At 70.4% G+C, this 17,838-nt stretch carries 19 protein-coding genes; 8 read left to right on the top strand and 11 right to left on the bottom strand.

The window, feature by feature from the left end; genetic code table 11:
• The first annotated feature begins 34 nt into the window (after positions 1-34).
• On the top strand, positions 35-931 hold the full coding sequence (locus ACGFIB_RS07460; RefSeq protein ID WP_393369306.1) for a peptidase inhibitor family I36 protein: 897 nt from the start codon (positions 35-37) through the stop codon (positions 929-931).
• Between the two features lie 34 nt (positions 932-965).
• Complete coding sequence (locus tag ACGFIB_RS07455) at positions 966-1,988, top strand: SpoIID/LytB domain-containing protein (RefSeq protein WP_393369303.1); 1,023 nt, start codon at positions 966-968, stop codon at positions 1,986-1,988.
• Positions 1,989-2,050: 62 nt separating this feature from the next.
• Here the strand turns inward: ACGFIB_RS07455 and ACGFIB_RS07450 are convergent, their stop codons facing one another.
• Positions 2,051-3,172, bottom strand: a complete 1,122-nt coding sequence (locus ACGFIB_RS07450; RefSeq protein ID WP_393370026.1) for an NBR1-Ig-like domain-containing protein — start codon at positions 3,170-3,172, stop codon at positions 2,051-2,053.
• A 182-nt stretch (positions 3,173-3,354) separates the two neighbouring features.
• On the opposite strand from ACGFIB_RS07450, the gene cpt reads away from it, so the two are divergent.
• Both cpt and ACGFIB_RS07440 read left to right on the top strand, forming a co-directional pair.
• Positions 3,355-3,891, top strand: coding sequence for a chloramphenicol phosphotransferase CPT (gene cpt / locus ACGFIB_RS07445; RefSeq protein ID WP_142567847.1), 537 nt, complete (start codon positions 3,355-3,357; stop codon positions 3,889-3,891).
• A 385-nt stretch (positions 3,892-4,276) separates the two neighbouring features.
• Positions 4,277-4,708: a substrate-binding domain-containing protein gene (locus tag ACGFIB_RS07440; protein WP_393369301.1), complete on the top strand. Its 432-nt coding sequence runs from the start codon at positions 4,277-4,279 to the stop codon at positions 4,706-4,708.
• 46 nt (positions 4,709-4,754) lie between these two features.
• Here the strand turns inward: ACGFIB_RS07440 and trpD are convergent, their stop codons facing one another.
• Complete coding sequence (gene trpD / locus ACGFIB_RS07435; RefSeq protein ID WP_393369298.1) at positions 4,755-5,807, bottom strand: anthranilate phosphoribosyltransferase; 1,053 nt, start codon at positions 5,805-5,807, stop codon at positions 4,755-4,757.
• A gap of 166 nt (positions 5,808-5,973) precedes the next feature.
• On the opposite strand from trpD, the gene ACGFIB_RS07430 reads away from it, so the two are divergent.
• Together ACGFIB_RS07430 and ACGFIB_RS07425 are read left to right on the top strand one after the other, a co-directional pair.
• Positions 5,974-7,008 (top strand): zinc-binding dehydrogenase, encoded by a 1,035-nt coding sequence (locus tag ACGFIB_RS07430; RefSeq protein ID WP_393369294.1) that lies wholly within the window; start codon positions 5,974-5,976, stop codon positions 7,006-7,008.
• A gap of 62 nt (positions 7,009-7,070) precedes the next feature.
• Positions 7,071-7,574: a nucleotidyltransferase domain-containing protein gene (locus ACGFIB_RS07425; protein WP_142567844.1), complete on the top strand. Its 504-nt coding sequence runs from the start codon at positions 7,071-7,073 to the stop codon at positions 7,572-7,574.
• Between the two features lie 17 nt (positions 7,575-7,591).
• Here the strand turns inward: ACGFIB_RS07425 and ACGFIB_RS07420 are convergent, their stop codons facing one another.
• Both ACGFIB_RS07420 and ACGFIB_RS07415 read right to left on the bottom strand, forming a co-directional pair.
• Complete coding sequence (locus ACGFIB_RS07420) at positions 7,592-8,293, bottom strand: helix-turn-helix domain-containing protein (protein ID WP_393369290.1); 702 nt, start codon at positions 8,291-8,293, stop codon at positions 7,592-7,594.
• A gap of 122 nt (positions 8,294-8,415) precedes the next feature.
• Positions 8,416-8,868, bottom strand: a complete 453-nt coding sequence (locus ACGFIB_RS07415) for an Lrp/AsnC family transcriptional regulator (RefSeq protein ID WP_357258557.1) — start codon at positions 8,866-8,868, stop codon at positions 8,416-8,418.
• A gap of 109 nt (positions 8,869-8,977) precedes the next feature.
• On the opposite strand from ACGFIB_RS07415, the gene ACGFIB_RS07410 reads away from it, so the two are divergent.
• Positions 8,978-9,463 (top strand): DUF2000 domain-containing protein, encoded by a 486-nt coding sequence (locus tag ACGFIB_RS07410; RefSeq protein WP_357258560.1) that lies wholly within the window; start codon positions 8,978-8,980, stop codon positions 9,461-9,463.
• 341 nt (positions 9,464-9,804) lie between these two features.
• The gene (locus tag ACGFIB_RS07405) at positions 9,805-11,253 is read left to right on the top strand and encodes a pectinesterase family protein (protein ID WP_393369285.1); all 1,449 of its coding nucleotides are present in this window, start codon (positions 9,805-9,807) and stop codon (positions 11,251-11,253) included.
• Positions 11,254-11,320: 67 nt separating this feature from the next.
• Here ACGFIB_RS07405 and ACGFIB_RS07400 read toward each other — a convergent pair whose 3' ends face one another.
• The 7 genes from ACGFIB_RS07400 to ACGFIB_RS07370 all read right to left on the bottom strand — a co-directional run bounded on the left by ACGFIB_RS07400 (position 11,321) and on the right by ACGFIB_RS07370 (position 17,818).
• Positions 11,321-11,716, bottom strand: a complete 396-nt coding sequence (locus ACGFIB_RS07400) for an ACT domain-containing protein (protein WP_393369282.1) — start codon at positions 11,714-11,716, stop codon at positions 11,321-11,323.
• A 78-nt stretch (positions 11,717-11,794) separates the two neighbouring features.
• A complete protein-coding gene (locus tag ACGFIB_RS07395; protein WP_393369279.1) occupies positions 11,795-12,448 on the bottom strand; it encodes a DUF6461 domain-containing protein in 654 nt (217 codons plus the stop codon).
• Positions 12,449-12,634: 186 nt separating this feature from the next.
• Positions 12,635-14,299, bottom strand: coding sequence for a sensor histidine kinase (locus ACGFIB_RS07390; protein WP_393369276.1), 1,665 nt, complete (start codon positions 14,297-14,299; stop codon positions 12,635-12,637).
• 1 nt (position 14,300) lies between these two features.
• Positions 14,301-14,975, bottom strand: a complete 675-nt coding sequence (locus tag ACGFIB_RS07385; RefSeq protein WP_142568106.1) for a response regulator — start codon at positions 14,973-14,975, stop codon at positions 14,301-14,303.
• Between the two features lie 25 nt (positions 14,976-15,000).
• Entirely contained in the window at positions 15,001-16,521 is a 1,521-nt protein-coding gene (locus ACGFIB_RS07380) for a serine hydrolase domain-containing protein (RefSeq protein WP_393369273.1), read from the bottom strand.
• 147 nt (positions 16,522-16,668) lie between these two features.
• On the bottom strand, positions 16,669-17,193 hold the full coding sequence (locus tag ACGFIB_RS07375) for a DnaJ family domain-containing protein (protein WP_393369270.1): 525 nt from the start codon (positions 17,191-17,193) through the stop codon (positions 16,669-16,671).
• 178 nt (positions 17,194-17,371) lie between these two features.
• The gene (locus ACGFIB_RS07370; protein WP_357258578.1) at positions 17,372-17,818 is read right to left on the bottom strand and encodes a hypothetical protein; all 447 of its coding nucleotides are present in this window, start codon (positions 17,816-17,818) and stop codon (positions 17,372-17,374) included.
• Positions 17,819-17,838 lie beyond the last annotated feature (20 nt).

The following is a 17,838-nucleotide window of genomic DNA, read 5'->3' as shown; positions in this document are numbered from 1 at the left end:
GAACCCAGGCCGCACAGACACGAAGGAGAACACCATGGGAACCCTCAACAAGATCCTCACCACGGCCGCCACCGCGACGGTGCTCGGTGGGACGGTGCTCGCCACCGCCTCGCCGGCCTCGGCGGCCACGCGCAACGGCGTGTGCGAGACCGGTGAGTTCTGTTACTACTTCAACAGCAACAACCAGGGGTCGCTGTCCGACTTCACCGGATCGGTCGGTGACTACGGCACCCGGCAGCCCTCCTGTTTCGACTTCAAGGGGCCCGGCGCCGGCAAGGGCAAGTGCGTCAAGAACGCCGCGGCCTCGGTCTGGAACCGCAGCGGCAAGACTGTACGCGTCTACTTCAACAGCAACTACGGCGGCAGCGTCTACCAGGACTTCGCGCCCGGAGCCAAGGGCAACCTCAAGCCCGGCCTCAAGAACGAGAACGCCTCCCACCAGTTCGGCCCGTCGTCATCGGTACGCGTCAACATGTCGTACGCGCTGTACAAGACCGGCGGCGGCCACATCAGCTGCGGCTTCGACGGTTACGTGCACACCTCCGGTCGGCATGAGGGCATCGACATCGCCCGCAGTGTGGATTCGGATGTCCACGCCCTGGTGAGCGGTCAGATCATCAACCTCGTGCGCGGGCGCAACGGCGGCTCGGGACTGTCCACGATCGCCGTCTACAACGCCTCGCTGAACAAGACGATCATCTACCTGCACTCCGCTCCGCTGTCCTCGCTGCGTGTGGGCCAGCAGATCTCACGCGGTCAGGTCATCGCGGACGAGGCGTGGCACGGAGTGTCGTCCAAAGGGGCCGCCCACACCCACGTCGAGATGCGCCCTGGACGGCAGAAGCTCGCCGCCAAGAGCGTCGGCGACTCGACTCTGAGCAATCCGAACCCGACCTCGTTCTGGATCTCCCAGGGCTACAACGTCCGCTGACGCGCCGCGGTCTCTGATGGAGAGGAAGGCAACGGTGTTTCCACGAACTGCACGGCTGATCTCGCCTCTGGCCGCGGCGTCCGCCGCGCCGGTGCTCGGCAGAACGGTGCTCGGCAGGGCGATGCTCGGTAGGGCGGCGCTCACCACGGCTGCCGCCGCGACGGTGCTCGGTGGGACGGTGCTCGCCACCGCCTCGCCGGCCTCGGCGGCCACGCGCAACGGCGTGTGCGAGACCGGTGAGTTCTGTTACTACTTCAACAGCAACAACCAGGGATCGCTGTCCGACTTCACCGGATCGGTCGGTGACTACGGCACCCGGCAGCCCTCCTGCTTCGACTTCAAGGGGCCCGGTGCCGGCAAGGGCAAGTGCGTCAAGAATGCCGCGGCCTCGGTCTGGAACCGCAGCGGCAAGACCGTACGCGTCTACTTCAACAGCAACTACGGCGGCAGCGTCTACCAGGACTTCGCATCCGGAGCCAGGGGCAACCTCAAGCCCGGCCTCAAGAACGAGAACGCCTCCCACCGGTTCCTGAGCTCCGCACCGCCGACCGGGTGTAAGACCGACGGCACGTACACCAAGCTGCCCACGACGATCCTCGTCTACCGGAAATCCCTCAATCGCGTGGATCGGGTGGATTTCAAGACCTACATCAAGAACGTCCTGCCCAACGAGTGGCGGTCGTACTGGCCGAGGGAGTCTCTCAGGGCCGGGGCGATCGCGGTCAAGCACTTCGGCTGGTACTGGGCGCTGAGGTCGGCGAGCAAGACGCCGAGCGGCCAGTGCTACGACGTCTCCGACAACACGTCCAGCCAGGTCTACAAGCCCGGCTCCGCGACGGCGGCGACGAACGCCGCGGTGGACGCGACATGGGGCGTCCGGATGACGCGCGGCGGGAAGATCTTCAAGGCCCAGTACTGCTCCACGACGACGGCGTGCCGCCACTGGGCCACCGGCGACTGGATGTCGCAGACCGGCTCCCGCGACAAGGCCGAGGCGGGCTGGAGCTACTCCAGAATCCTCACGTACTACTACAAGGGGATCGTTCTCGGACGCTGAACCCCCGGCGACCGTCAGCCCCTGGTTCCCCGTCGTGTCATGCGCGGCGGGGAACAGGTGTGTCAGCCGACGATGACCTGGAAGTTGAGTGGCCGGCCCCCGGGGAACGCGACCTGCCCCGAGCCCTCCATCATCTTGAACCGCACGTAGCACAAGCCCGGCTTCTTCGGCGTGGTGATGTCGGTGCGGATGTCGACCATCTCTCCGGGCCGCGTGTCCATGATCGGTACGTCGGAGACGGTCTGGCATTGATCAGGTTGCTGCGGGAGGTCGAGGCGATGTAACGAATATCCCCTCCACGGCACGGTTCCGGCGTTCTTGAGCCGCCACACCTTGGTCACGGTCTGGCGGGGGCCGACGCGCGTGCAGTCGGGCAGCGTGATGTCTCCGATGAACTTCGCCGAATCACCCTCGTGCGCAGGCGGGCTCCACGGAGGGTTGGTGGGGTGCACCGGGCAGTCGGCTGCCGACAGCGAGGTCGTCGACGGGCTCCCGGACGCGTTCGCGCTGTGCCCGTCGGTCCCGGAGCCACGATTGACGGCGACCGCGACGAGGACCACTACCGCCACGCCGACGGCCGCTACCGCGAGCGCGGTCACAGCCGGGCGGGCCGGCCGGAATCGCCCGCGACTCCCTGGCGCAGAGGGGATCGGCCGGACGTCGCCCGCGATCTCGCCGGGCGGTGGCGGCGGCGTGGGCAGAGATGCCGGAATCTCACCAGCAGGCCGTAAGGCATGCGACCCGGTGGCGCTGTCCACGTTGGCGCTGTGCATATCGGCGCCGTCCACGGTGGCGTTGTGCACGTTGGCGTTGTGCACGGTGGCGTTGTGCACGGTGCGGCCGTCCGCGACGTCCGCGGCGGAGGCTTCGAGTCCATCAGGCGGACGGGCCGCGAAGACGCCCGCGCGGTTCGAAGGACCTGCGGCGCTCGATGACCTGACCGCCAAGTTGGCGCTCTCCCAGCGTTCGCGGTACGCGGCCGGGTCCGCGCCGCACGCCTTGACGAACTCGACGGTGGTCTCCCAGCTCGGAAGCCGGTTGCCTTTGGTGGCTTCGTGCAACGTCGTGTGTGAGATCGCCCCCGACCGGCCCGACATTTCTCGAAAAGGTGGGTTGCCGACCGTTTTGCGAAGTTCTCGCAGTGCCGCCGCGAAGTGCTCGATCGCCTCCGCCCGTGCACGCATGTCGTCCACCGGGTGAAGCTAACAGCGCTCACGGTAACCACTCAAGCTTATGGAGCATCTCGCCCCTCGCCCGGCGGCCTCCGGCGCCGTCGGCGGACGGCCCCGGAGACCATCGGCGGACGGTACGGATAGCCGCCTGAAAATCGTTTGAGACGTACGCGGCCGCACTCTAGCGTGACGCGGTGGCGACAAACGTGATTGTCCTCAACGGCGGCTCCAGTTCGGGCAAATCCGGGATCTCCCGGTGCTTGCAGGCGGTCCTGCCGGATCCGTGGCTTGCCCTCTCGGTCGACACGATGGTCGAAGCGATGCCCGCCTCCATGCGGGCGTCGGACGCGGGGATCGAGTTCGCCCCGGACGGGCGGGTCCTTGTCGGGCCGGCATTCCTGACGCTGGACGCGGCTTGGACGGCGGGCATCGCCGCGATGGCCCGCACGGGCGCGCGGGTCATCGTGGACGACGTGTTCCTCGGCGGGGCGGCGTCCCAGCAACGCTGGCAGAAAGTCCTTGCCGGGCTGGAGGTGCTCTGGGTCGGGGTGAGGTGCGACAGCGCGGTCGCCACAGGACGAGAGATCGCGCGGGGTGACCGTGTCAGAGGGATGGCCGCGTTGCAGGCGGAGGTGGTTCACGAGGGCGTGGTCTACGACCTCGTGGTGGACACCACGCACACGGAGTCCCTGGTGTGCGCGCAGACCATCGCCACCCGGGTGCGCCGCTGACGCCGGCGTCCTTCGCAGTTCGGCGAACGACCGCTGCCGCCGATCGCCATAGGCACTGCTCGGCGACCCGCCGAGCACGGCGATCGACGCTCGAACGTTTCCACGTCGCCCTGACCGCCGAACCCGGCGCAAACTGACCTCATGGTCGATCACCCTTCCGGATCCATCAACCACTGGCTCGCGGTGTGGGAGCTGAACAGTTTTTACGCTCGACGGCCCGAGCAAGGAGACGGACGGCGAATGTGGGCGGAGACGGCCATGTACGTGCTCGCCAGAGCCGAGGACGCGGGCCTGGGCGCCGTCGCCGCCAACCTGAGCCGATTCCACTTGCGCGCAGGGATGATCTCTGATCTGGGCCCCACGGGCTCGCCCCTTGTGAACCCCGATGCCCTCGCGGCGGACATCCTCGCGGCCCTTCCTCTTGGTCTTGAAGAAGCCGCGGAGCTGGCCTCCGGCTGGCGACAGCGGTCGCACGCGGAGATATTGGCCCTCCGTCAGTGCAAGAACCTGTTGGCGCCGGCCCAGGCCATTCGTCAACGACCTCCAGGCGCTCGGCGTCTACCAGGCCGCCCGCGAGCTGGGACTGCGGATTCCGGCGGACCTGAGCGTGGTCGGCTTCGACGACCTGCCCATCACCGCCCTCGTCGATCCACCGCTGACCACCATCCACCAGCCGCTCACCGAGATGGCCGCGGCCGCCACCGAGCTGGCACTCGCCCTGGGACGGGGAGAGGAGATGCCGCAGGTGGGTGTCGAACTGGACACCACCCTCACGGTCCGGGAGAGCACCTCCCCGCCGGCCGGACCGTCTGAGTAGAGGTCTGTCTGAGTAGAGGTCCGTCTGGCTGGAATGCCGGTCGGCGCTACCGGCCGGCCAGGGACGACGCGAGCTTCAGCCAGCTCTCGAGGACGGTGGTGGCGGCACCGCTGTCGAGAGCGCGGCGCGCGTCCTCCAGGCAGGTCGTGAAGGCGTCGCGCAGGCTCCCGCCGAATCCGCGGTGAGCGGCGAGGGCGCCGGCCGCGTTGGCGAGGACGGCGTCACGTGCGGCACCCGCTTCACCGGCCAGGACCCGGTGGACGACCGAGGCGTTGTAGGCCGCGTCACCGCCCCGGAGCGCGTCCTGCCCGCTGCGGGCCAGTCCGAAGTCGGCGGCGTCCAGCGTCTCCTGCCGGACGCCACCGCTCTCGGTGATCCAGACGCTTGTGGGCGCGGCGGTGGTGATCTCGTCGAGGCCGTCCTGCCCGCACACGACCAGGGCGCTCGCGCCCCGTTCCGCGAGGACGTTCGCCAGGACCGGGGCGAGGGCGCGGTTGGAGCAGCCGACGAGGGCGGCACGGGGACGGGCGGGGTTGGTCAGCGGCGCCAGATAGTTGACGGCGGTGGGGACGCCGAGCGCCTTGCGCACCGGACCGGCGTAACGCAGCCCCTGGTGGAAGCGCGGGGCGAAGGTGAAGCCGATGCCGACGTCGCGCACGCACCGGGCGACGTCGTCAGGCGTGAGATCGAGCGGCAGGCCCAGGGCTTCCAGGACGTCGGCGGCACCGGCCTTGCTGGACGCCGAGCGGCCGCCGTGCTTGACGACCGGGGCGCCGGCGGCGGCCACGACGATCGCCGCCATGGTGCTCACGTTCACGGTGTGGGCACCGTCTCCGCCGGTGCCGACGATGTCGACGACCTCCGCGCCGTCGACGGGCAGGGGTACGACCCGTTCCATGAGGGCGTCGAGCATGCCCCGGAGTTCCGCGGTGCTCTCACCCTTGGCCCGCAGGGCGACCAGGAACCCGGCGAGCTGGGCGGGGTCGGCCGCGTCGTCCATGACCTGCCGCATGGCCCATCGGGTGTCTTCCGCGTCGAGATCGTGCCCGCGCAGGAGCGTGGTGAGCAGGCGTGGCCAGGATCGGGACGGCTCGGTCATCAAGGTCCTCTCGGCATGGGCACGGCGGCCGCTCGGTGCTCCCAGCGTAGTGACCGGTACCGTCGGCCGTTGGCATGAACCCGACCTATCCCGACCTGCACGGATCCCGCGAATGTCGGCCGTTCCCGGGTAGCGATGACACGAACGGGAGAAACGGAAGGCTGTCATGCGAGCGACCCTGATTTACGGCGCCGGCGACGTGCGCGTGGAGAACGTGCCCGACCCGGTGATCGAGCAGCCCACGGACGCTGTGGTGCGAGTGCTGCGTGCCTGTGTCTGCGGCAGCGACCTGTGGCCATACCGGTCGCGGGCCGCCACGCAGCACGGCGACCGCATCGGTCACGAGTTCCTCGGCGTGGTCGAGGAGACCGGCTCCGAGGTGCACGGGCTGAAACGGGGCGACGTGGTGGTCGCGCCGTTCGTCTGGTCCGACAACACCTGCGACTTCTGCCTGGAGGGCCTGCAGACGTCGTGCCGGCACGGCGGGATGTGGGCCAGGAACGGCGTCGACGGCGGCCAGGGCGAGGCCGTACGGGTGCCGCAGGCGCAGGGCACGCTGGTGAGGTTGCCGGTAGGCGAGGACTCGGCTCTCCTGCCGTCGCTGCTCACCCTGTCCGACGTGTTCCCCACCGGCTACCACTGCGCGGTCACGGCCGGCGTGAACGCGCGTACGACGGTGACCGTGATCGGCGACGGCGCGGTCGGCCTGTCGGCGGTGCTGTCGGCCCGGCGCCTGGGCGCCGAGCGGATCATCCTGATGGGGCGGCACAAGGACCGCACCGACCTCGGCCGCGAGTTCGGCGCCACCGACGTGGTCGCCGAACGCGGTGAGGAGGGCGTCGAGAGGGTCAGGGAACTGACCGGCGGCGACGGCACCCACGCGGTGCTGGAGTGCGTCGGGCTGGAGCAGGCCATGGACACCGCCTTCGGAGTGGTCCGCGACGGCGGTGTGGTCGGCCGGGTCGGCGCCCCGCAGTACGAGAAGGTGTCGATGGGGTCCCGGGAGTTCATGAGGAACATCACCCTGACCGGCGGTGTCGCACCGGCCCGCGCCTACATCGAGGAACTCCTGCCCGACGTGCTCGAGGGCACGATCGAGCCGGGCCGCGTGTTCGACCACACCGTGCACCTGGAGGAGGTGCCCGACGGCTACCGCGCCATGGCCGCCCGCCAGGCGCTGAAGGTGCTCATCACGCCCTGACCCGTCCCCGGTTCCGCGGGGGTAGCGTGGCCCGAAGATCGAGTTGAGGGGGAGCGGGACCGGTGCTGCCGATCGGCGAGATGCTGCGGGTGCTGAACGCGCTGGAGGCCGCCGGATGCGAGGTCTGGGTCGCCGGCGGCTGGGGGATCGACGTTCTGATCGGACGCGTCACCCGGGAGCATCATGACCTCGACCTGCTCCACCGCGCCGAACAGGAGCCGCTGGTGATCGGCGAGCTGGAGTCGTCCGGGTACGCCGAGCGGCCCGGCGCGGTGCCCGGGCGGCCGGCCAGGTTCGTCATGACCGACGGCCGTGGACACGAGCTCGATCTCCATCCGCTGCACATCGCCGGGGACGGCTCGGCCGTGCAGCACCTGGACGACCGCGGCGCGGCATTCCACTACCCGGCCGCGGCGTTCGTCACGGGCACGATCGAGGGCGTGCGGGTGCGCTGCCTGTCCGTCGATCAGCAGGTCGCCTTCCACCAGGGCTACGATCCCCGCGACCGCGACCTGCGAGACATGGCGAGCCTGCGCGCGGCGTTCGGCGTCACCACGCACTTTTGACTGTGCCGGGGGAGCGGTCAGGTCGCGTACAGGAGTGACAGCGGCCGCGCCGGCTTCCGATCGCCCAACTGCGTGGCGGTGCGCCCGATGTAACGGCTCAAGGACCGGGCCAGGTGTGGTTGGTCGAAGTATCCGAGCCGGTGGATCACGTCGTGGGCCGGCACGCCCTCCTGGATCAGGACCGCCGCACGCCTGGCGCGGTCGATCTGCCGGATCGCGCCGCGGGTGAGCCCGGTCGCCGCCAGGAAACGACGCTGCACGGTGCGTTCGGACACATCCGGCGGCGCGCCGCTGAGCACCGCGGCGACGAGCGGGTCGCGCTCCACGACACCCGCACGCACCAGCCGTCGCACGAACGCCTCGGCGTTGTCCCAGTCGGGCAGGTGCCAGGCGGAACCCTTCAGCCAGAAAGACCTGGGCGTCGGGTCGGGAATCTCCGCGGACCCGTCCACGAGCCGGCCGAGGGGAAGATGGGGCATCGCGGTGCCGAGGGAGAAGCTGATCCCGAAGAACGTGGCGTCCTCGGGAACGGGGGCCTGGCTCGCCCTCGTCTCCGGTCCCTGGACAGAGGCGCTGACCTGGCCGCGGTGCGTCCAGAAGACGAGATCCCAGTGGGCGGTCGCGACCGCCGTCATCTGTTCCACGTCATGGCTGCTGCTGCGCCAGACCCGCTCGATGTAGGGCGAGTCGGACGATCGGCTCTCGATGTCCAGGCCCATCCGGGCAGCTCCCCCCTGACTCGCGGACCATGGTCCTGCGGCCGGTCCAGGCCGTCCACCCGGTCATGGTACGTCCCCTGACGACGGGCGAGATGTCCGAAGGCCAGGCCCCATGCCGCCTTTCAGGCCGGGCTGATCCGGGTGTTGCGGATGTGCTCGTAGACGATCGACGTGCGGACGTCCGCGACCTCGGGCCGTTCGGTGAGCCTGTCGATCACGAAGGCGTACAGGCTGGCGTTGTCGGGCACCGCCACGTGCACGATGAAGTCCTCCGTGCCGGTCGTCACGTAGACGCCCAGGGTGTCGGGGAGCGCGCTGACCCAGTTGCGGAAGCCCTCGATGTTGCGCCGTGATGGGGGACGCACGCGGATGGCGATGAGGGCCTGGACCGGGCGTCCGATCTCCGCCAGGTCGACGTCGAGGATCGCTCCCCGGATGACGCCGCGCTGACGGAGCGCCCGCGTGCGGTCGAGTGCCGTTGTCGGCGAGACCCCGACCGAGGCGGCGACGTCACGGTTGGTCTTCCGTGCATCCGACTGCAGTTCCGCCAGGATCGCCTTATCAAGTTCGTCCATGCCCGCCTCCACGCTCCTGATTTCGATACAAATACGGATTCCTTGCAGGTTAATCGTACGGGTGCCTAGCATCTACGGCATACGTCCGAACGCATGAACAGGAGGCTGGATGATGGCCGACGAACAGCCAACCTCGGGTGTCGGGTTCGCCCCCGAGGAGATCGACCCGGCCCTCCCGACCCGGGCGGCTCGTCTGAAATGGGTGATCGTGGTCGACCGCGACCTTCCCGCGGGCCGTGCTGTGAACGCCGCCGTCTGCGTGGCCGCGGCGACCTCGACGACGGTGACCGGGCTCCTCGGCGACGACGCGGTGGACGCCGACGGCGGCACTCACCCCGGCCTGCCGTGGGCGGGCTGCTCGGTGCTGGCCGCGGACGCCGCCACACTGCGCGTCATCCGTGCCAAGGCCGCGTCGTCCGCCGGGTGCTTCGTGGCGGACATGCCCGCCGCGGCCCAGCGGACGCGGGTCTACGCCGACTACCTCGCCGCGATGAAGGAGACCGCGGCCGACGACGTCGAGTACTACGCGGTCGGCGTGGTCGGGCCGCGCAACCGGGTGGACAAGATCGTGGGAAAGCTGCCCCTGATGCCGTGACCCGGCTGTCGTCATCCGGCCTGCGTGGCCCGGCCTGCCGGATGGTGCCGGCGGGCGAAAGCTGTCGGCGGACGGCGCGGTGCGTCCTGACTTTCCGAGATTTCCCCTGAACGTTTCACTCGATCCCGGAGCCCCGTCCGTCGTTCCCGCGGCCCCTGTGCAAGTGGGAGTGGTCGTACGCGTAGCGGCGTTGTGGCGTGTCGTTGACCGGTGATCTGCGTGCTCGTAGCGTGATCCGCGGCGTTCCTGTGGATGAACGTGGTTCAGGTGGATGAAACCCTTGTGGGGCCAGGAGCAAGTCCTCGGTCAGGGGCCCTGCACGACCTGCGAGGAGCTCGGGCGTGAAAAGCAGAACCACAACGGGCACCGGGATGATCAGCGCGCTCGCCGGAGTCGTCGCCCTGACCGGCCTGGCCACCGCCGGAACGGCACAGGCCGCGACCGGATGCGCCGTGACCTACACCACCAACGACTGGCCGGGCGGCTTCACCGCCGCCGTCACGATCCAGAATCTGGGCAACGCGATCAACGGCTGGACCCTCGGATTCGCCTTCCCCGACAGCAGCCAGAAGGTGGACACCGGATGGTCGGCCACCTTCAGCCAAAGCGGGCAGAACGTCACCGCCACGAACGTGGACTACAACGCCGCCATCGCCACCGGCGCCTCGGTGGCCATCGGCTTCAACGGCACCTGGTCAGGGTCCAACCCCCAGCCCGCCGCCTTCACCCTCAACGGCGTCACCTGCACCGGCACCACCATCAACCCATCACCCACCCCCTCACCCTCGCCTTCCCCCACCCGCTCGCCCTCACCGTCGCCCTCGCCCACACGCTCGCCCTCACCTTCGCCTTCCCCTACGCGCTCGCCCTCACCTTCGCCGTCGCCTTCCCCCACCAGCGGGAAACCCACAGTGGCCGCCGACGGGACAGGCACGTACCGGACCGTTCAGGCCGCGATCGACGCCGTGGCCTCGGGTAACTCCAGCCGGAAGGTGATCACGATCAAGCCGGGCACGTACCGGGAGATCGTCACGATCCCGGCGAACAAGCCGTACATCACTTTGCAGGGTCTGGGCTCGTCGCCCGGGGACGTCGTGATCGTCAACAGCCACTACGCCGGGGGGAACGGCGGCACCTTCAACAGCGCCACCGCGTTCGTGAGCGGCCACGACTCCGCCCTCACCAACCTGACGATCTCCAACGACTACGTGGAGGACGGCACGACCGTCAACCAGCAGGCCGTCGCGCTGAACCTCAACGCCGACCGGGCGGTCCTGTCGAACGTCCGCCTGCTCGGTGACCAGGACACCTTCCTGATCAACGACTCCGCCCGCACCTACGTCAAGAGCTCCTACATCGAGGGCACCGTCGACTTCATCTTCGGCGGCGGCACCGCGGTTCTCAACGACTGCGACATCTACGAGAAGCGCAGCAGCGGCGCCCCCATCACGGCCGCCAGGACCGACGCCGCCAAGACCTACGGCTTCCTCGTCTACCGGTCCCGCATCACCGGCGCGACCGGAAACACCACCCAGCTGGGGAGGCCCTGGGGCCCGAGCGCCCAGGTGCTCTACCGGGAGTCGTCACTCAGCTCGACCATCAAGACCTCCCAGCCCTGGACCGACATGTCCGGCAACTCCTGGAAGAACGCCCGCTTCTTCGAGTACAAGAACACCGGCGCCGGCGCCACGGTGAACTCCAACCGCCCGCAGATGAGCGACTCGCAGGCGGCCACCTACACTCCGCAGAAGTATCTGGCCGGATCCGACGGCTGGAACCCGATCGGCTGAGGCCCGGCCGGGACAGCTCCGGTTCGCATGCCGTGCGGGACACTCGGAGGACCGGCCACGTCGGGCACTACGAGTCGGGCGTGCGCAGGTGGCGGGTGTCCACCCGGTGTCCCGCCTCCTCCAGGACGGTGACCGCCTGCTTGATCCTCGGCTCCGGCACGAGGACCAGGTCGGCGTGGAACGTCGAGGCGACGAACACCGGGATCGCCGCCTCGGCCAAGGGGCCCACGATCGCCGCCAGCATGCCCGGGACGTCCAGTTGGTGTCCCGCGCCCCCGCCGTACAGGCCGATCCACCGGTCGCCCGAGCCCGTCGGCCAGGTCTCGCGGATCACCGTGAGGCCCTCCGGGGCGCGGACGAGCGCGATCCAGTCGTCGTCTTCGGGGAATGTCGCCTGAGGCAGGTGCTGGACGGCGAACACGGACGGCACGATGCCGAGCTGCTGGGCGGCGGGTGAGGTCATGAAACGTGTGTAGCAGAGCCCCCCGACGGAATCGCCGCGCCAAGACGCGAACGCCAAGACGCGAAGACGCCAAGATGCCTAGTCCTGGGACCACCCGGTGATGGAGGCGACCAGCAGCGGCCCGTCGAAGGAGTCCGGGGTGACGGTCACCCCCGTGATCCTGGCGGCGAGGGCGAACGCACTGGGGAGCGCGTCGTCCCACCGCGTGTCCCAGGCCGCCTTGCCGGTCGTGGCGGTCGACGGCAGCCCGACCCTGCGCATCGGCTCCTTCAGCCGATCCGGGTCACTGCCCCAGCGGGTGACCGGCGCGTGCGGCGTGAAGGCGACGACGATCTCGCCGTCCACGGCGTAAAGGAAGGTGTGCTCGCCGTAGTCGTGGCGTCCGACGGCCACCGCCTCGCATCCCTGCGCGAGGCGCGCCAGGTTCTCGCCCCGCGCGGTGTGCCAGCCACACGGTTCGACCGCCATGCTCCACTCGCCGATCCGGGTGATGCCGACATATCCACCGCCGTCGCCGCCGTCGGTCTCCTCGACGAACTCCGCGACCTCGTCGTCGAGCTCGCCGAGAGTCATCGAGCGGACCGCCGCTCCGGAGGGCTCGAAACGGGCCGCGACATCGGCGGGCTCCACCTCGTGGAAGAACGACAGGGTGAAGACGTCGCCCAGCGGGTTGCGCACGTTGTGCGTCGCCGGGGCCGTCAGCCACCGGAAGGGGGCGAGGGGATCGGGCACCTGGGCTCCCATGGTCGTTTCGCGACATCGTGGCAGCCGCCGCCGACAAAACCGGGGCCGTCGCCGTTCGCCGCGTTCCTGTCCTCCGGCAGCACAACGCCGCCGATCGGCAGCGGGAGGCCGCCGATGCCGAGAGGATCGCGGCACGCTCTTGGAACCGGCTTGGATCTTGTTGTACCCGCGTCGTCACGGGGTGGGCACGACGGCCTTCGAGACGAGCCGGTCGCGGGCGAAGCACAGGCGATAGGCGCGGGCCGAATCGGTCTTCATGGTGTAGTAGACGCAGTCCTGGCCCCGAGGCGGATCCGGAGTGCCGTCCGGCGGGCCGTCCCTGGTGAACACGGGAAGCCGGGACCGCACGTCGTCGCGTGGTTCGCCCGCCTTCAGCCCCTCGTACGTCGCCGGGTCGAGGCCGGAGAACGACGAGCTGACGAAGCTCAGCGGGATCAGGAGGGCGAAGATCCCGGTCAGCACGGCCGCGGGAATCCCGGCCGCCTCCGCCAGCCGCCGCCGTACCCGCCGACGGGCGAGGTCCAGCTCCCGGGCCGCCGTGGTCTCGGACGTGCCGAGGCCGGCCGCTGTCCGCACCTGCTCGTGAGCCGCCCGGAGCCCGGTGACGGGCAGTTCGGCGGCGACCTCGAAACCCCCGCCGGGAGCCGGGCCGGCCCGCAGGACGCCGCCCGCCAGGCGCACCCGTTCCGTCAGCCCGACGAGCCCGGAACCGCCCGAGGCCACGCCCGTCGAGGCCGCCTCCGGGGCGGGGTCGTTGACCACGCGGAGGGTGACGACGCCGTCGCCGGAGGCGAGCCGGACGCGTACGGTCGCGCCGGGAGCGTGCTTGGCGGCGTTCGTCAGGGCCTCCTGGAGCACGCGGCGCACGGCGAGCGCGGTCATCGGGGGCAGCTCGTCGATGTCGCCCCAATGGTCGCCCGGCTGGTAGCCCCGGTGGTCGCCGTGCTGGTCGCCCCGGTGGCCACCCGGCTGGTCGCCCGGCCGGTCGTCCCGGTGGTCGCCTGAGTGGTCGCCCGGGTGCTCGACGACGATCGGCACTCCGGAGTCGCGGGCGCGCTCGACGAGCGTTTCGACGCTCTCCTCACGCGGCGGCACGGCGGTGTTCTCGTCGTCGTCCGCACGCAGCACCCCGATGATCTCGCGCAGCCGTTCGGTCGCGGCCGCGGCGGCCTCACGCAGCTCGCGTACGGACGCCTGCTGGCGCGGGTCCAGGCCGGGGTCGAGCTCCAGGGCGCCGGCGCGCACCGCGAGGAGCGTCAGGTCGTGGCCGAGCGAGTCGTGCATGTCGCCCGCGATGCGCGCCCTCTCCCGCAGGCGGGCGCGGTCGGCGACGGCCCGCTGCTCGCGCTCCAGCCGGTCGGCGAGCAGCCAGCCCGTGCGGACCAGTTCGGCGTGCTGGCGGCGCCAGCGGCCGAGCAGCCAGGGCACCACCACCGCGAGCAGCAGCGTGATGAGCTGCGTGGGCCAGCCCCACAGGTCGCGCAGGACGAGCGCGGACAGCGGCAGCCCGGCGAGGGCGACGGCCGCGAAGAACCACAGCGCCGGCCGGGCGGTCGCCATCCGATGCCCGGCCAGATAACCGAAGACCACCAGCGCGGCCCACGTCCACGCCAGAGGGCCGAACATCTGCACGTCCAGGGCCAGGCTGACCGCCACCGGTACGGCGAGCGCCGCGAGCGGCCACCCGCGGCTCATCGCCGTGGCGGCCCCGAACAGCGGCACGGCCACGGCCGCCGCAAGCACCCGCCGGGCGTCGCCGTCGTCGAGGGCCAGGGCGACGGGCGGCGCGCACACTGACAGCCACAGCCCGAGGTCGAGCAGACGGGACGGCCGCACCATCTCACGCCCTCCGGTCGGGCGGAGCCTCGGCCACGAGATTCGCCTCGTACGCGAGGATCGCGGCCTGGACGCGGTTGCGGAGGCCGAGACGGGTGAGGATCTGGCTGACATACCCCTTGACCGTGCCCTCGACGAGATGCAGGCGCCGGGCGATCTCGGCGTTGGACATGGCGGCACCCACCAGGGCGAGCACCTCGCGTTCGCGGTCGCCGAGCTGGTCCACGAGGGCGCGGGCGGCGGCCTCCGTGCCGAGCGGGCGTGCCCGGAGCCGGGTGATGACCCGGCGCGTGACGGCGGGGGAGAGATAGGCGCCACCCGCGGCGACGGCGCGGACCCCCGCGATCAGTTCGCGTGGATCGCCCGATTTGAGGAGGAAACCGGACGCGCCGGAGCCGAGCGCGCTCGTCACGTAGTCGTCCTCGTTGAACGTCGTGAGCATCACGACGGCGACCTCGGGGAGGACCCGGCGTAGCTCGGCGGCGGCCCTGAGCCCGTCGAGCCGCGGCATCCGGATGTCGAGCAGGCAGATGGCGGGACGGTGCCGCAGAGCGAGGTCGACGGCCTCGCGCCCGTCGGCCGCCTCGGCGACCACCTCGATGTCGCCGGCCGTGCCCAGGATGCTCGCGATGCCGGCCCGGATCAGCGCCTCGTCGTCCGCCAGCAGGACGCGGATCATCGCATTTCTCCCGAAATCCGGCTTATCACGCATTGACTGCTGGTTCGCCCACTTCGCTCGCGCATCCGTGGACGTTACCAACGGCCCGTCGCCGCAGGCGTACGGCGTGGACGAGGCGGGCGGCCACGACGGCGACGGCGGCCAGCGCGCCGGTGGCGGCCCAGACGTACAGCGCGAGCCAGACGTAGGTGAGCTGGTCCAGCGTGCCCACCCGGTTCAGCAGCAGCCCGGCCAGCTCCGCCAGCCCCAGGTAGAACGCGACCGGCAGCGAGTACGGCACCAGCCGCGCGATCATCCGCCAGGCGCGCCGCTGCGCGCGGCGGGCGGCCCAGCGGCGCGAGCGCAGGACCCCCGTCACGCCGAGGGCCAGGTTGAGCAGCGACAGGCCACCCAGCCAAGGGTCCGTCTTCATGGTGAAGGGCGCCGCGCCCGCGTCGGGCCGTCCCTCGATCAGGTCGACCAGGCCGTCACTGATGATCAGGGCGTCGTCGCCGGAGATCATCCCGGTGTTGGTGACGACCGCGATGCCCCACCCGCTCCCGGGCAGGAGGGTCTGCGCGGAGTTGTGCGTGAGCAGCCAGCCGGTGTGCCGCAGCATCGGCGCCCCTCCGGCCGTCCGCTCGGCCGACCACCCCATGCCGTACGTGCTGCCGTCCACGCCGGACGGGGTCTGGGTGACTCTGACGAGGTCTCGGGGGAGGACGTCGCCGTGGCCGTTCTGCGTGATCAGCCATTTGGCCAGGTCGCCGGCCGTGCTAACGACGCCGTAGGAGCCGTTGACGAACCACTTCGGGTGCGCGCGCTCGATCACCTTGCCGTACGCGCGGATGTATCCGGCGCCCGCGCCGGGCAGTTCCTCCGTGGTGTCCACCGTCCGGGTGGACGTCATGCCGAGCGGTGTGAACACCGTGGCGGCCATGAAGTCGGCGAACGGCGTCCCCGACACCACCTCGGCCAGCCGCGCCGCGACCGCGTAGTTGGGGTTGTGATAGATCATCCTGGTGCCGGGCGCGGCGGCGAGCGGCGCGGTCCTGAGCATCGCGACGGCGCTCTTGAGGTCGTCCGGCGCGGGGAGCGTCAGCTCGGGGAAGGTCCGGTCGCTCATGCCCGAGGTCTGCTGGAGAAGCTGCCGTACGGTGATCTTCTCGGCTCGGGCGTCGGCCATGGTGAACTCGGGCAGGTAACGCCGGACCGGCGCGTCGAGGTCGATCCTGCCCTCGTCGGCGAGGCGCAGCACCGCCAGGGCCGTGAACGACTTTGACAGCGAGGCGAGCGGCATGGCCGTGTCCGCGGTGATCGCCTCGCCGCCGGCCGTGTGACCGTGCCCGGCGGCGTACACGACCCGGTCGTCCTTGACGACCGTCACGACGGCACCGGGCAGGTCCGTGCGCCGGATGTAGTCGCGTACGTAGCGATCGACGGACTCCGCGGTCAGGCCGCGCCGTCCGTCCGGGGGCGCCGCCCGCGTCGTGACGGCCACCGCCGTCGTTCCCGTCGTGAGCAGCAGCACACCGGCCAGACCGGCGGTCGCTGCGATCCTGCGCATGCGCACCGTGTGTCCCTCCGAGCTCTTTCCGTTCGCAGGTCACGAACGGTAGGAGCGGCGGGAGGGGCGGCACAGCGGGCGATCGGAAGGCCCTCACCTGACTTTCGTCAGGTCGCCCGGCTCCGGCGGGTCAGCGGAGCCAGCGGGTCAACGGCGCCCGAACCAGCGGAGGAAGGAGCGCTTCGGCCGCTTCGGCTGTTCCGGGTCTTCGAGGTCTTTCGGGCTTTTCGGGTCTTTCGGGTCTTTCGGAGGGGCGGGCTTCCTGCCGGCGGCCGGGTGAAGGGCCCGCCACTGTGCGGCGATCTCGTCAACGTCGATGAGCGGCTGCACGACGGGCGGACCGGACAAGGGTGTGCGGTAACTGTCGCGGATCTTGTCGTTCATCTCCTCGACGATCCTGCGTGCCTCGGCCTCGGTGCGCGCGCCCAGCGCCTCCGCCCGCGCCTCCTCGGCCTCCTTGCGCAGCGCCAGCGTCCCCGGCAGCGGGAACGACAGGTTCTCCGCGCGCATCTTCTGCTTGATCCACCACATCTCGTCGTACGGCTTGCCCTGGCCGGGGATGGGCTTGCCGGCGCCCGGCAGGTCGTCGAACTCGCCACGCTCCGTGGCCTCGCGAATCTGCCGGTCGATCCACGACTCGAAACTCACGCCGAGGGGCTTGCGTTCGGTCACGGCCTCACCTCGCAATCCTCTTGCGAGGATAACTTCCGGCGTGGGCGGCCCCGGGAAGGGGGCAGGGGCAGGGGTCAGGGCACCCGCAGCAGGTCGCCTCCATCCCTTCCGCTCCGCCCCCTCCGGTGAACGTTCGTGGACCGGTGGACCGGTGGACTGGCGGACGGGCATCCGGTGTTCACGGGGTGGTCTCGTGGCCGGGCTGCCCGGGCGTGCGCCGCTGCTGCTTCAGCTCGGCCTCGTAGAGGTGACGTCGTCCTCCGGCCAGTTCGGTGCGGGCCTGGCGTTCCAGCTCCTGGAAGGCCGCGTAGTAGCCGTCGTCGTACTCCTCCACGATCTGGAAGGTCCAGCGGCCGGGGATGACGTTGCGGCCGATCAGCTCGCGTTCGATCCGGTCGGCCCACTTGTCGTGCCCGGCCTGCCGCAGCAGCCGTACGGCGTTGTCCAGTTCGAAGTCCGCCGTGCCGGTGAGCTGGTGGAAGGAGTACAGGTGGCCCCTGACCCGGTGGATCGTCTCCAGCGCCTTGCTGAGCCTGCCCAGCGCGTCGACCGTGACGTCGTCCAGCCCCTCGGGGCGGCGGTGGTCGGGATCGGGCAGGCCGGCGGGCTCCTCACGTTCGGTCATGCCCCACCGCTACCCCTCGC

Origin of the sequence: Microbispora bryophytorum (genome assembly GCF_043197435.1) — a bacterium.
GTDB lineage: Bacteria > Actinomycetota > Actinomycetes > Streptosporangiales > Streptosporangiaceae > Microbispora > Microbispora bryophytorum.
This window is presented reverse-complemented; position numbering and strand designations above follow the sequence as displayed.

What these genes read in the sequence shown, in the direction of transcription:
- ACGFIB_RS07390 (WP_393369276.1), bottom strand. Translation starts at nt 14,299, where the DNA reads ATGGTGCGGCCGTCCCGTCTGCTCGACCTCGGGCTGTGGCTGTCAGTG.
- ACGFIB_RS07450 (WP_393370026.1), bottom strand. Translation starts at nt 3,172, where the DNA reads ATGCGTGCACGGGCGGAGGCGATCGAGCACTTCGCGGCGGCACTGCGA.
- trpD (WP_393369298.1), bottom strand. Translation starts at nt 5,807, where the DNA reads ATGACCGAGCCGTCCCGATCCTGGCCACGCCTGCTCACCACGCTCCTG.
- ACGFIB_RS07420 (WP_393369290.1), bottom strand. Translation starts at nt 8,293, where the DNA reads ATGGGCCTGGACATCGAGAGCCGATCGTCCGACTCGCCCTACATCGAG.
- ACGFIB_RS07440 (WP_393369301.1), top strand. Translation starts at nt 4,277, where the DNA reads ATGCCCTCGCGGCGGACATCCTCGCGGCCCTTCCTCTTGGTCTTGAAG.
- ACGFIB_RS07380 (WP_393369273.1), bottom strand. Translation starts at nt 16,521, where the DNA reads ATGCGCAGGATCGCAGCGACCGCCGGTCTGGCCGGTGTGCTGCTGCTC.
- ACGFIB_RS07385 (WP_142568106.1), bottom strand. Translation starts at nt 14,975, where the DNA reads ATGATCCGCGTCCTGCTGGCGGACGACGAGGCGCTGATCCGGGCCGGC.
- ACGFIB_RS07370 (WP_357258578.1), bottom strand. Translation starts at nt 17,818, where the DNA reads ATGACCGAACGTGAGGAGCCCGCCGGCCTGCCCGATCCCGACCACCGC.
- ACGFIB_RS07415 (WP_357258557.1), bottom strand. Translation starts at nt 8,868, where the DNA reads ATGGACGAACTTGATAAGGCGATCCTGGCGGAACTGCAGTCGGATGCA.
- ACGFIB_RS07430 (WP_393369294.1), top strand. Translation starts at nt 5,974, where the DNA reads ATGCGAGCGACCCTGATTTACGGCGCCGGCGACGTGCGCGTGGAGAAC.
- ACGFIB_RS07410 (WP_357258560.1), top strand. Translation starts at nt 8,978, where the DNA reads ATGATGGCCGACGAACAGCCAACCTCGGGTGTCGGGTTCGCCCCCGAG.
- ACGFIB_RS07460 (WP_393369306.1), top strand. Translation starts at nt 35, where the DNA reads ATGGGAACCCTCAACAAGATCCTCACCACGGCCGCCACCGCGACGGTG.
- ACGFIB_RS07400 (WP_393369282.1), bottom strand. Translation starts at nt 11,716, where the DNA reads ATGACCTCACCCGCCGCCCAGCAGCTCGGCATCGTGCCGTCCGTGTTC.